Origin of the sequence: Streptomyces sp. NBC_00358, from assembly GCF_036099295.1 — a bacterium.
Lineage (GTDB): Bacteria > Actinomycetota > Actinomycetes > Streptomycetales > Streptomycetaceae > Streptomyces.
This window is the reverse complement of sequence record NZ_CP107976.1, coordinates 8,525,673-8,537,935: the sequence shown is the minus strand read 5'-3', so window position 1 is coordinate 8,537,935 and position 12,263 is coordinate 8,525,673. Positions and strand designations below refer to the sequence as shown.

General features: G+C 72.2%; 10 protein-coding genes. 4 read left to right on the top strand and 6 right to left on the bottom strand.

Going from position 1 to position 12,263, the window contains the following annotated elements; genetic code table 11:
• Positions 1-34 precede the first annotated feature (34 nt).
• Together OHT01_RS36505 and glgB are read left to right on the top strand one after the other, a co-directional pair.
• Entirely contained in the window at positions 35-1,408 is a 1,374-nt protein-coding gene (locus OHT01_RS36505) for a maltokinase N-terminal cap-like domain-containing protein (protein WP_328557392.1), read from the top strand.
• A gap of 87 nt (positions 1,409-1,495) precedes the next feature.
• Positions 1,496-3,727 (top strand): 1,4-alpha-glucan branching enzyme, encoded by a 2,232-nt coding sequence (gene glgB / locus OHT01_RS36500; protein WP_328557391.1) that lies wholly within the window; start codon positions 1,496-1,498, stop codon positions 3,725-3,727.
• A gap of 32 nt (positions 3,728-3,759) precedes the next feature.
• Here the strand turns inward: glgB and OHT01_RS36495 are convergent, their stop codons facing one another.
• Together OHT01_RS36495 and OHT01_RS36490 are read right to left on the bottom strand one after the other, a co-directional pair.
• Positions 3,760-5,187 carry a M1 family metallopeptidase gene (locus tag OHT01_RS36495; protein ID WP_328557390.1) on the bottom strand — a complete coding sequence of 476 codons (1,428 nt, stop codon included), beginning with the start codon at positions 5,185-5,187 and terminating at the stop codon, positions 3,760-3,762.
• Positions 5,188-5,393: 206 nt separating this feature from the next.
• Entirely contained in the window at positions 5,394-6,182 is a 789-nt protein-coding gene (locus OHT01_RS36490) for a PIG-L deacetylase family protein (RefSeq protein ID WP_328557389.1), read from the bottom strand.
• A 285-nt stretch (positions 6,183-6,467) separates the two neighbouring features.
• Here OHT01_RS36490 and OHT01_RS36485 point away from each other — a divergent pair, with 285 nt between their 5' ends.
• Positions 6,468-7,361, top strand: a complete 894-nt coding sequence (locus OHT01_RS36485; RefSeq protein WP_328557388.1) for a Gfo/Idh/MocA family protein — start codon at positions 6,468-6,470, stop codon at positions 7,359-7,361.
• 358 nt (positions 7,362-7,719) lie between these two features.
• A complete protein-coding gene (locus OHT01_RS36480) occupies positions 7,720-8,667 on the top strand; it encodes an ATP-dependent DNA ligase (protein WP_328558388.1) in 948 nt (315 codons plus the stop codon).
• A 66-nt stretch (positions 8,668-8,733) separates the two neighbouring features.
• Here the strand turns inward: OHT01_RS36480 and OHT01_RS36475 are convergent, their stop codons facing one another.
• The 4 genes from OHT01_RS36475 to OHT01_RS36460 all read right to left on the bottom strand — a co-directional run bounded on the left by OHT01_RS36475 (position 8,734) and on the right by OHT01_RS36460 (position 12,206).
• Positions 8,734-9,102: a DUF6479 family protein gene (locus tag OHT01_RS36475; RefSeq protein WP_328557387.1), complete on the bottom strand. Its 369-nt coding sequence runs from the start codon at positions 9,100-9,102 to the stop codon at positions 8,734-8,736.
• A 112-nt stretch (positions 9,103-9,214) separates the two neighbouring features.
• The gene (locus OHT01_RS36470) at positions 9,215-10,033 is read right to left on the bottom strand and encodes a methyltransferase domain-containing protein (RefSeq protein WP_328557386.1); all 819 of its coding nucleotides are present in this window, start codon (positions 10,031-10,033) and stop codon (positions 9,215-9,217) included.
• A gap of 49 nt (positions 10,034-10,082) precedes the next feature.
• Positions 10,083-11,405 (bottom strand): MFS transporter, encoded by a 1,323-nt coding sequence (locus OHT01_RS36465; protein WP_443043564.1) that lies wholly within the window; start codon positions 11,403-11,405, stop codon positions 10,083-10,085.
• 189 nt (positions 11,406-11,594) lie between these two features.
• On the bottom strand, positions 11,595-12,206 hold the full coding sequence (locus OHT01_RS36460) for a LysE/ArgO family amino acid transporter (protein WP_328557384.1): 612 nt from the start codon (positions 12,204-12,206) through the stop codon (positions 11,595-11,597).
• Positions 12,207-12,263: the final 57 nt, after the last annotated feature.

Here is a 12,263-nt window from a genome sequence, read left to right as displayed (position 1 = left end):
GACAGCCCGCCCGCCTCTGAAAGGACGTGCCGTCATGGCGAACACCGCTCTGCAGCGTCCGAGCGGCCTCGACACCGCTCCGCTGCTGACCTCGCTGGCCGAGCTGCTGCGCGCCTGGCTGCCGCGGCAGCGCTGGTTCGCGGGCAAGGGCAGGCCCGTGACGGATCTGACGCTGCTCTCGACGACCGAGCTGTACCCGGGCTGTCTGCATCTGCTGGTCCGCACCGAGCACCTCGGCCCGCCCGCCCACGGCGCGACCGGCGCTCCCGCGGCCGAGGACTGCTACCAACTGCTGCTCGGCGTACGGGAGGTGCTTCCGCCGCGCCTGGCCCACGCCGTCATCGGCCGGGCGAGCGCCGGCCCGCTGGCCGACCTGACCGTGTACGACGCCTTCCACGATCCGAAGGCGGCGGGGCTGCTCCTTGAGCGGCTGCGCCGTTCGGGCACGGCCGGACCGCTGCGTTTCGAGAGCGATCCGCGCGTGACGGTGCCGTCCGGGCTCGCGCCGCGTCTCCTCGACGCCGAGCAGTCCAACTCCTCGCTGGTGTACGGCGACGCGTTCATACTGAAGGTCTTCCGGCGCGTCCAGCCCGGCATCAACCCGGACCTGGAGGTGCCGCGCGCGCTGGCCCGGCAGGGCTGCACCCGTGTCCCCGCGCCTGCCGCTTGGTTCCACACCTCGGAGCCGCAGGAAGCGACGCTCGGCGTCCTCCAGCCGTACCTGCGGGACGCCGCCGACGGCTGGACCCTGGCGCTCGAATCGCTGGACTCGCTCAAGGACTTCACCGGCGAGGCGTACGAACTGGGCCGGGCCACCGCCGAGGTGCATCTGGCATTGGCCACGGCGTTCCCCGTGGACGCTCCGAGTCCGTACCGGAACAAGCGGCTCGCGGACGCGATGCACGAGCGTCTCGACGCCGCGGTCCGCTCGGTGCCCGAACTCCGCCCGCACGCGGCCGGGTTGCGGTCGGCCTTCGACGCGCTGGCCGCCCTGGACTCGGCGGTCCGCCCCGCCCAGCGCATCCACGGCGATCTCCACCTCGGCCAGGTCCTGCGGGCCGGGCAGCGATGGTCGGTGATCGACTTCGAGGGTGAACCGGCCCGCCCGATCAGCGAACGTCGGCGTGTCCAGTCGCCCGTGCGCGACGTAGCGGGCATGCTGCGGTCCTTCGACTACGCGGCCCGCTCACGGCAGCCCTGGCGTCCCGAGTGGGCGGAGCGCTGCCGCGAGGCCTTCTGCGCGGGTTACGCCGTCGCGGCGGCCTGGGACCCGCGTGAGGAACCCGAGCTGCTGCGCGCGTACGAGACGGACCGCGCCGTGTACGAGGTGCTCTACGAGGCACGGCACCGGCCCGACTGGCTGCCCGTGCCCATGGCGGCGGTCGGACGGCTCGCCCGCCACCCGTGACCACCGCCCCCGCCTCAACGCTCCGACCGGCCGTCCCCACCACTCCCCCGACCACCCTCAACACCCCCACTTCGAGAGGCCCAAGCCGTGACCCGCACCGCATCGACCCGCGTACGACGGGCCAAGCCCGCCGCCCCGTCGGCGCAGAACGCCGCGCTCGACCCCACGGACCGGGGGCGCCTGCTGTCCGGCGCCCATCACGATCCGCATGCGCTGCTGGGTGCTCATCCGGTGCCGGGCGGCGTCGTGTTCCGGGCGCTGCGGCCGTACGCCCAGGGCGTGGCGGTGATGGTGGACGGGTCCCGGACCGCGCTGGACGACCTGGGCGACGGGCTCTTCGGGGCGGTGCTGCCGCTCGACGCGATTCCCTCGTACACGCTGGTGGTGACGTACGACGGGACCGAGTTCGAGACGCAGGACCCCTACCGCTTCCTTCCCTCGCTCGGCGAGCTGGACCTGCATCTGATCGGCGAGGGCCGGCACGAGGAACTGTGGCGGGCACTCGGCGCCGAACCGATGACCCACGAGGGTGTCGAGGGAACGCGCTTCACCGTCTGGGCCCCGAACGCTCAAGGGGTCAGGGTCTGCGGGGACTTCTGCCACTGGGACGGCGCGGCCGGGTTCCCGATGCGCTCGCTCGGATCGTCCGGTGTGTGGGAGGTCTTCCTGCCCGGCATGGGTGAGGGGACGCTCTACAAGTTCGACATCACGCGCCCCGACGGTTCCCGCACCCTGCGCGCGGACCCGATGGCCCGCCGAACCGAGGTGCCTCCGGCGACCTCGTCCGTCGTGACACGGTCGTCGTACACGTGGCGGGACTCGAAGTGGATGAAGGAGCGGGCGAAGCGCCGCCCGCTGCACGAGGCGCCGTTCTCGGTGTACGAGGTGCATCTCCCGTCCTGGCGGCCCGGCCTGACCTACCGTCAACTGGCCGACCAGCTCCCCGCCTACGTCACCGGCCTCGGCTTCACCCACGTCCAGCTGATGCCCGTCGCCGAGCACCCCTTCGGCGGCTCCTGGGGCTACCAGATCACCGGGTTCTACGCCCCCACCGCCCGCCTGGGCACCCCCGACGACTTCAAGCACCTCGTCGACGCCCTGCACCGGGCCGGCATCGGCGTCCTCATGGACTGGGTCCCCGCCCACTTCCCCCGCGACGACTGGGCACTGGCCGAATTCGACGGACGCCCGCTCTACGAACACGCCGACCCGCTCCGCGCCGACCACCCCGACTGGGGCACCCTGGAGTTCGACTACGGCCGCCGCGAGGTCCGCAACTTCCTCGTCGCCAACGCCAGCTACTGGTGCGAGGAGTTCCACGTCGACGGCCTGCGCGTCGACGCCGTCGCCTCCATGCTCTACCTCGACTACTCCCGCGAAGAGGGCCAGTGGGCCCCCAACGAACACGGCGGCCGGGACAATCCCGACGCGGTGGCGTTCCTGCAGGAGATGAACGCCACCGTCTACCGCCGCAACCCCGGCGTCGTCACCATCGCCGAGGAGTCCACCGCCTGGGACGGCGTCACGCGCCCGACCTCCGAAGGCGGGCTGGGCTTCGGGCTGAAGTGGAACATGGGCTGGATGCACGACTCGCTGGAGTACATCCAGCACGAGCCGATCCACCGCAAGTACCACCACGACGAGATGACCTTCTCGATGGTGTACGCGTACAGCGAGAACTACGTCCTGCCGATCTCCCACGACGAGGTCGTGCACGGCAAGCAGTCACTCGTCTCCAAGATGCCCGGCGACTGGTGGCAGCAGCGCGCCAACCTGCGCGCCTATCTCGCCTTCATGTGGGCCCACCCGGGCAAGCAACTCCTCTTCATGGGGCAGGAGTTCGCCCAGGGCGGTGAATGGAAGGAGGCCCACGGTCCCGACTGGTGGCTCCTCGACCCCGCCTACGGCGCCGAACCCGACCACCGCGGCGTCCAGGATCTCGTCCGCGACCTCAACACGAACTACCGTGCCGAACCCGCCCTGTGGGAGCGCGACACCGACCCCTCCGGCTTCACCTGGGTCGTGGGCGACGCGGCCGACGACAACGTGTTCGCGTTCCTGCGCCACGCCGCCGACGGTACTCCGCTGCTCGCCGTCTCCCACTTCTCCCCCGCCGTCCGCCACGGCTACCGCCTCGGCGTCCCCGAGGACATCCCCGCCTGGCGGGAAGTCCTCAACACCGACGCCCTTCGCTACGGCGGCAGCGATGTCATCAACCCCGAGCCGGTGAAGGCCGAGGCGATCGCCCTGCACGGCCGTCCGACGAGCATCGAGCTGACGCTGCCGCCGCTCGCCACGGTGTGGCTGCGGCCGGCCTGAGCCGACCCGCAGCCACCCCGGGCAGGCCCGCCTCAGGGAGAGGCGGGCTTGCCCGACGTGAAGAGCCAGGTGTGGAAGAGACCGGAGAGATCCTTGCCGGACTCCCGCTCGGAGAGCTTGATGAACTGGGCCGTCGTGCCGTGCCTGTCCCGGTGGCCGGCGGCCCAGGAGCGCAGGACGCGGAAGAACGCGGGATCGCCGACGGCCGTGCGCAGCTTGTGCAGGACCATGGCTCCGCGGGCGTAGACCGGCGTGTCGAAGATGTGCTCGCCGCTGCCGGGATCACCGGGCGGGAACGCCCACAGGTCCTTGCCCGCCGGGGTGGCGTACAGCGAGTCGAAGGTCTTCTGCGCGCTCTTGCCACCGTGCTGCTCGGTGTAGAGCCACTCGGCGTAGGTCGCGAAGCCCTCGTTGAGCCAGATGTCCTTCCACTTGGTCAGGGTGACGGAGTCACCGAACCACTGGTGGGCGCTCTCGTGGACCAGCGTCTCCAGGTCGGGCGCGGAGTCGTACACGGGCCGTGTCTGGGTCTCCAGGGCGTAGCCGACCTGCGGCGCCCGGTCGACGATGGCTCCGGCCGCCCGGAAGGGGTAGGGGCCGAAGACCTTGCTCTCCCAAGCCAGTACGGACGGCAGCTTCTTCACCACCGGAGCCGCGGCGGTCGCCTCGCGCGGGTCGATCGCGTTGTAGATCTTGAGTCCGTCGCGGGTGGTGAACTGCTCGACCTTGAACGTGCCGACGGTGGCCGTGGCGAGGTAGGCCGCCATCGGCTCGGACTGCCGCCAGCGGAAGGTGGTGCGGCCTTGCGCGGTCCGCTGCCCGAGCAGGACACCGTTCGCGACGGCGGTGCGCCCCTTGGGAACGGTCAGCGTGAAGTCGTACGACGCCTTGTCCGTGGGGTGGCTGTTCGCGGGGAACCACGTCATCGCGCCCTGCGGTTCACCGGCCACGAACGCCCCGTCGTCGGTGGGAATCCACCCGTCGAGGGAACCGTCGGGGTCGGTGACCGGCTTCGGGGTGCCGGAGTAGGTGACGGTGACCCGGAACTCCTGGCCCGCGCGCAGAGCCTTGTGCGGGGTCACGACGAGTTCCTGGCCGTCGCGTCTGAAGGCCGCCTTGGCGTGGTCGACGGTGACGCCGGTGACCTTCAGCCCGCTGAGGTCGAGGTCGAAGCGGGTCAGCCGCTGGGTGGCCCGGGCGGTGATCACCGCCTTGCCGTCGAGGTGGCGGCTGTGCGGGTCGTAGCCGAGTGTCAGGTCGTAGTGGTGGACGTCGTAGCCGCCGTTGCCGGAGAGGGGGAAGTACGGGTCTCCCGCGCCCGCGGAGCCCACGGTCCCGGCCGCCGTGGCCGGTCCGGCGGCGGTGAGCAGCGCGGCGAGGGCGACAGGGACGGCCGCGACAACTGCTTCGCGGCGAAGGACAGTTGTGCGTCGTACGGCCTCTTGCGGGCGTGGTGTCACGTTCGCTCCTCCGGTCTCGACGGTGATCACTCGGGCACAGCCTATGAGTCCCTCCCCGTACCAACCCCCAGGATCAGGTCAAGTCGTGCCCCTTCCGTACCGCGCCGCCCCGCGGGCCGTCCGTCGGCCGGGGCCGCTCCGGGGACGGACCGGCTTCGCACCGGTCGCTGCACCGGGCCCGTCCCCGGCGGGCCGACCGGTCGCGCTCACACCCAGGGCGGCGGTCCGTCGGGGATGAGCTGGTGGACGTCGAAGAGCACGGCGGATTCGACGCCGAGCGCCGCTCCGCCCATGCCGGCGGCCCAGGTGAGGAACGGCCGCGGTTCGAAGGCGCCCGCGCCCAGGGCCTTGGTGTACTCGGCGTGCGCCTCCAGCGAGGCGATGCCGCGTTCGAGGGGGTCGCCGGTGACGTCGACGCCGTGGGTGGGCTGTTCCGCTCCGGCGACGCACACCATCCGGATGCCGTTCCAGGGGTCCAGGCCCTCCTCGGCCAGTTCGGGGAAGATCCAGCGGTTCCCCGCGTCGCGGGCCGCGTCGAGGGCGGCGAGGCCGACCGCCCGGTGGTCCGCCTGGTTGGTGATGCCGCCGACCATCCGCACGGTGAACGCCCCGGTCACCACGACCTCGGGCCGGTGGCGGCGCATCGCGCGCACGATCTCCCGGCGCAGCCCGAGCCCGTACTCGACGACGCCGTCGCGGTGATCCAGGAACTCGACGGTCCCGACGCCGACCTCCCGGGCGCCGGCCCGCTCCTCGGCCTCGCGCAGCGGCGCCGCCCGGTCCGGGTGCAGACCATCGATACCGGCCTCTCCCCTGGTGGCCAGCAGATAGCCGACCTGCTTGCCCTGTGCCGTCCAGCGCGCGACGGCACAGGCGGTGCCGTACTCGATGTCGTCGGGGTGAGCGGCCACGGCGAGACATCGTTCCCAGTCTTCCGCCAGCGCGGGCAGCCCCGGACCGCCCGCGAGGCCCGCTTTGTCCTGTGTGGGATCCATGCCCCGCATGATGGCCCGCGGCGGGACGGGACCGACAGAGGCGCGCTCTCCGCGTTCGTACGCCGGGTACCCGCGCTCCCCGTACGCCCGCCCGCCGCGCCAGGTGTGCACGGCGGGCCGGTGGCACACTCCGGGAATCCGACCTCTGGCCGAATGCCAGGACAGCGTGGTGAAGTCTGTACGCACGTCCGAAGATCCGGCGCCCGGCCGCCGAAGCCGCTCCCCCGTCGGCGCCGCGGCCGGTCGACGGCGTGTCAGGTCCCGCACCGCACCGAGGAGACGCCCGTGACCAGCAGCTCGCCCACCTGGACCGATGCCCCCGTGAGGGTGGGGCTCGTCGGCGCCGGTCCCTGGGCACGCGCCGTGCACGCCCGGGTGCTCGCCGCCGGACCCGAGACCCGGCTGACGTCGGTGTGGGCACGCCGTCCGGAGGCCGCCCGTGAAGTGGCGGCGCCGCACGGTGCCACCGTCGCCGCGACGTTCGAGGAGTTGCTCGACGACTGCGAGGCGGTCGCCTTCTCGGTCCCGCCGTCGGTGCAGGCCGAACTCGCCGTACGGGCCGCGGAGGCGGGCAGGGCGCTGCTCCTGGAGAAGCCGCTCGCCCTCGAACTGGCCCCGGCGCGGCGGCTGGTGGACGCCGTCGACGCCTCCGGTGTGGTCTCCCAGCTCGTGCTGACGAACCGCTATCACCCCGCCACCCGGCAGTTCCTCGCCGAGGCGCGGGCCCTGGATGTCTCGGGCGCGCGCTCCTGCGCCCTCAGCGGCGCCTTCCTGGGCGGTGACTTCGCGACGCCGTGGCGCCTGGAGCACGGGGCGCTGCTGGACCTCGGGCCGCACCTCCTCGATCTGCTGGACGCGGCTCTCGGGCCCATCGTCCGGGTGCGCGGCGCCGGGGACCCGCGCCGCTGGCTGGAACTGACCTGCGAGCACGAGAGCGGCGCCGTGAGCCAGGCCTCCCTGTCGGGCTCCGTCGACGTCGAACGCGGGATCACCCGCGTCGAGCTGTTCGGCCGGCACCCCGAACTGGTCCTCGACTGCGGGGCCCTCGATCACGAGGAGTCCTGGCCCGTGCTGCGCCGCGAGTTCGCCGCGGCCGTCCGGTCGGGCCGGCCCGGGGAGCTCGACGCCCGTCGCGGACTGCGTCTCCAGACGCTCATCGCCCAGGTGCTGGAGGGCTAGGGCGTGTTTCGAAAGTCCCGTCTGGCTCGCGACGCCTGGCACGGCACTCCCCCAAGCTCTTCGAGCAGGGGGGACCCCCACGCCGCGTTGTCGGGATCGCCCGAGTACGCCCAGTACGCGGACGACCCTCCGCCTTGCGATGCACCGCACCAGACGCCGCGAGCCCCGCCCTCCGGGCGGACGACGCTACTTTCGAAACACGCCCTAGGCGCCGCGTCCGGAACACCCGGCGCCCCCTCGGCACCCGGCACGGCCGTTCAGGCGAAACGGGCGACGGTGACGCGTGTACGGCCGGCCGCGTGTCGACAGAAGAGCTGTGACCTCGCCGAACCTGCCCAGCCTGCCGCTGATCGCGCCCATGCTCGCGACCCCCGGAACCCTGCCGGCCGCCGGGCAGGACCCGCGCTGGGCGTACGAGACGAAGCACGACGGCCAGCGTGCCGTGGTGTATCTGCCCGGGGACGGCAGCGTGCTGCTGCGGGCCCGCTCCGGCGAGGACATCACCGCCGCCTATCCGGAACTGCGGGCCCTCGGCGGCGTTCTCGGCACGACCGCGGCGGTCCTGGACGGCGAGGTGCTGGTCCTGGACGCGCAGGGCCGGGGCGACTTCCAGTTGCTGCAGTCCCGGATGGGCCTCGCCCGGTCACCGGGGAAGGCCGCGCGGCGCGCGGATCAGGCACCCGCACATCTCGTGCTGTTCGACGTGATGCGCCTCGGGGACGACCTCACGGGTCTGCGGTACGCGCGCCGGCGGCGGACACTGGAGAGCCTCGCGCTCGACGGCCCGTACTGGTCGACGCCGGCGGCACTCGTGGGCCACGGCGAGCAGGCCCTGCGGGCGACACGGGAGAGCGGTCTTGAGGGGCTGGTCTGCAAACGGCTGGATTCGCTGTACGAGCCGGGCGTGCGCTCACGGTCCTGGGTCAAGATCCGCAATATGAGGACCGCGGACGTACTCGTCGGAGGCTGGGTCCCGGGGAAGGGGCGCCTGTCGGGGCAGCCCGGCGCCGTGCTCGTGGGTCAGCGCGGTGCCGGCGGGCTGCGCTATGTCGGGAGTGTGGGCACCGGCTGGAGCGAGGCCGAGCGCGCCGATCTCGCCCGGCTCCTGCGGGCCGCCGAGACCGGCCGCTGCCCCTTCGACAGTCTCCCGCGCGCGGCCGAGGCGCGCTGGGTGCTGCCACTGCTGGTGGGCGAGGTCCGCTACAGCACACGGACCCGCGCCGGCCTGCTGCGCCAGCCGTCCTGGCTGCGCCTGCGTCCCGACCTCGCACCGGAAGACGCGGCAGCCGACCTCCCGGAACCATGAACAAGGCCCGGCCCCCGAAGTCGAGGGAGCCGACCGCGCATGGCGGTCGGCTCCCTCGTGTCCCGGTCAGGTTCTGCCGGGTCCGCCGCTGCCGAAGGACCCGCTGGATCCTGGTTGCCAGCGCTTGCGATGCTGGTCATCGGCATGTTTGGTACTCGCGGAGTGCATGTTGTACGGCATCAGCCGCTCACTCTCGTCCGCTGCGTGCGGCACCTCGTCGGGTTCTCGCATCTCCCGTTCCTCGTGCACCGCCCCGCCGTCGGGCAGCCTGGGCTGCTCCTCGGGTGTGGGCGGGCGCGATTCCAGGTTCCGCACCCTGATGCCCATCCGGACGGCCCAGACGAGCGCGCCGGCGATGATGAGGCCGCCGATGAAGGCGGCACCCGCGTTCAGCGTCGAACTTGCTGCGATCAGATCGTGGCTCGCGATGTACATGGTGTTCGCGTACCCCCAATACCAGGGGAAATCTGCGTACTAGTCCGTCAGCGACGGCCATTCCATTGTATTCCGGATCATTCCGGACGGTACGCCGCGGCCTCGGACCGGATCATTCCGGGCGGTGCGCCACGGCCCCGAACATCGTCACGGACATGTGCAGACCGCCTTGTCGCGCCGCCTCCGTGAGGTCCTCGTACAGGCGGTCGCGCTGCGTCTCGCCGATGAGACCGCGGCGCAACGCCGAATCGCCGAGCATCCGGATGAGCGGCCAGGCGACCGTGGTGTGGTCCTGGAGCAGGGCCTGCGATCCGCGGTCGTCGATCACCATTCCGGCGGCCGACAGGCGTCCCACCAGCTTGCGTCCGGAGTACGGGTCGGCGGCCGCGGACAGCGCGCCGGTGGTGAGCGCGGCGATCGTCTCGGGGTCGCCGGGGTGCAGGATCGTGGTCGCCCAGTCGGTGTCCAGCAGGGCCACCCGTCCGCCGGGGCGCAGCACGCGGGCTATCTCGAAGACTGCCTTCTCCGGCTCGACGAGGTGCTGGAGAACCCGCTCGCACCACACCACGTCGACGGTGGCGTCGGGCAGCGGCAGGGCGAGGGCGTCACCGTCGGCGAAGCGGGCGGCGCTGCGCTCCTCGGTGCCGCGCTGCTCGGCCACGGCGCGCAGTCCGGGGTTCGGCTCGATGCCGAGCACCCGGCCGCGGGGGCCGACGGCCGCCGCGAGACGCCGGGTCTGCGATCCGGTTCCCGCGCCGATGTCCAGCGCCCGCTCTCCGGGTCGTACGGCCAGTGCCGCGTGTGCCCAGGAACGCAGGCGCTGTACGCCGTCGTTGACGTCCTGGGCGTCCAGGGCGCCCACCAGCCGCGTGGTGCTGTCCGCGCTGATGTTCTGCGCGTGGAATTCCGAGGTAGGTCGCGTGTCCCCCATGGCGGTCACTCTAGGACCACCTTGAGAAGCACCATGGTCGTTTTCTTATTCAGATTGTGTAACGCCTCAGAGCCGGTGAGACAAATGCGAGCGCAAGCACCGCAATGATCACCAGCAGGCCGCCGGCGGCGATCGCGGCCGGTGCTCCGAAGGCCGAACCGGCCGTGCCGTGCAGGACGTCGGCGACGCGCGGACCACCCACGACGACCACCGTGAACACGCCCTGGAGGCGCCCGCGCATCTCGTCCGTGGCGGCGGACAGCAGGATCGCGCCGCGGAACACCATGGAGACCATGTCGGCGACCCCGGCCACGGCCAGGAAGGCCACGGCGACCCAGAGGCTGCCGCTGAACCCGAACCCGGTGATGGCCGCGCCCCAGGCCGCGACGGAGACGATGACCATCAGACCGTGCCGGCGGGCACGGGAGAAGGTTCCGGACAGCAGTCCGCCGAGGACCGCGCCGATGGGGATCGCCGCGAACAGCAGCCCGAGCGCGAGACCCTCTCCGTACGGGGCGTACGTCTCGGCGGCGAGCTGCGGGAACAGGGCGCGCGGCATACCGAAGACCATCGCGATGATGTCGGCGAGGAAGGACAGCAGCAGCACCTTGTGCAGGGCGATGTAGCGGAAACCCGCCACCACTTCGCGCAGACCGGCGCGCTGGGCGGCCGCTGCCGCGAGGGGCGGCAGCGCGGGGAGGCGCAGGACGGCCCATACGGTGACGCACAGGGCGAGGGCGTCGATCAGATAGAGCTCGGGCAGCCCGATGAGGGGAATGAGCGCCCCGGCGAGCATCGGTCCGGCCACCGAGCCGGTCTGCATGACGGTCGCGCCGAGTGCGTTGGCGGCGGGCAGTTCGTCCGCCGGGACGAGTCGGGCGATGGACGCGCTGCGGGCCGGGGAGTTGAGGCCGAAGAACGCCTGCTGGACGGCGAGCAGGACCATCAGGACGGGCACCGACTCCAGTCCGGTGGCGGCCTGGACCCAGAAGAGCAGCGAGGTGACGGCTATGCCGGTGTTGGTGATGAGGAGCAGTCTGCGGCGGTCCATGCTGTCGGCGATCGCGCCGCCCCACAGGGCGAAGACCACCAGGGGTACCAGGCCGGCGAGGCTCGCGTAGCCGACCCAGGCCGAGGAGCCGGTGATGTCGTAGATCTGCTTGGGCACGGCGACGGCGGTGAGCTGGCTGCCGACGGAGGTCACGGCGGTCGAGGTCCACAGCCGGCGGTAGGCGGGACGGCGCAGCGGCCGGGTGTCCATGGCCCAGCGGCGCCATCCGGAGCGTCCGGGCCGCTCGGCTTCCACGCTCCCCTCGGGCGCCGCGGCGCCGCTGTCCGTGCTGCTCTCGCTACTGCTCTCGCTCGTGTCCACGCTCACCCTGGTTGCTCGATACATCTTTCGATTCGAGGATCACTATGGCCGAGCGTGAGCGGCTTGTGTCCCCCGGGGGCCGGATCGGTACGCAGCGCGCCCCTGGCCGGGCGTCCCGGGGGGCGGACATACGGCGCCGCGGGGCGGGCGCACGGTGGCGTACGGTGCCGCGGGGCGGCGTACGACGGCTCAGGCGCCGGCGATCAGCGTGGCGCCCATCACGATCATCGTCGTGGCGACCAGCCCGTCCAGCACACGCCACGACGATGGCCGGGCCAGAAGGCGGCCGAGGAGCCGGGCGCCGAAACCGAGGGCCGCGAACCAGCACAGGCTGGCGAGCGCCGCGCCCAGCCCGAACGTCCAGCGCAGGGAACCGCGGTCGGCGGCGAGCGAGCCGAGCAGGAACACGGTGTCGAGGTAGACGTGCGGGTTGAGCCAGGTCAGGGCGAGGCAGGTGAGGACGGCACGGCGCCAGGAACCCGGGGACACCTCGGCCGCCCGCAGGGCCGACGGCCTCAGCACCCGCCGGGCGGCGAGCACTCCGTAGACGACGAGGAAACCGCCGCCGATCAGCCCGACCGCGGTGAGCGCGGCGGGCCAGGCCACCACCACCGCGCCGACGCCGCCGACCCCGAGCGCGATGAGCAGCGCGTCGGACAGGGCGCAGATGCCCACCACCGCGAGGACCGCGTCCCGTCGGATGCCCTGCCGCAGGACGAAGGCGTTCTGCGCGCCGATGGCCACGATGAGGGAAAGCCCGGTGCCGAATCCGGCGACCGCGGTGGTGAAGGCGTCTGTCATGGCGTCGACGCTAGAAAACCGGTCTTCAGAAGTACAGCTAAAGATTCTTACGTACCA

Bases quoted from the DNA above. Each gene is read 5' to 3' on its own strand.
- OHT01_RS36505 (WP_328557392.1), top strand. From the start codon at position 35: ATGGCGAACACCGCTCTGCAGCGTCCGAGCGGCCTCGACACCGCTCCG.
- OHT01_RS36480 (WP_328558388.1), top strand. From the start codon at position 7,720: ATGCTCGCGACCCCCGGAACCCTGCCGGCCGCCGGGCAGGACCCGCGC.
- OHT01_RS36475 (WP_328557387.1), bottom strand. From the start codon at position 9,102: ATGTACATCGCGAGCCACGATCTGATCGCAGCAAGTTCGACGCTGAAC.
- OHT01_RS36470 (WP_328557386.1), bottom strand. From the start codon at position 10,033: ATGGGGGACACGCGACCTACCTCGGAATTCCACGCGCAGAACATCAGC.
- OHT01_RS36490 (WP_328557389.1), bottom strand. From the start codon at position 6,182: ATGGATCCCACACAGGACAAAGCGGGCCTCGCGGGCGGTCCGGGGCTG.
- OHT01_RS36460 (WP_328557384.1), bottom strand. From the start codon at position 12,206: ATGACAGACGCCTTCACCACCGCGGTCGCCGGATTCGGCACCGGGCTT.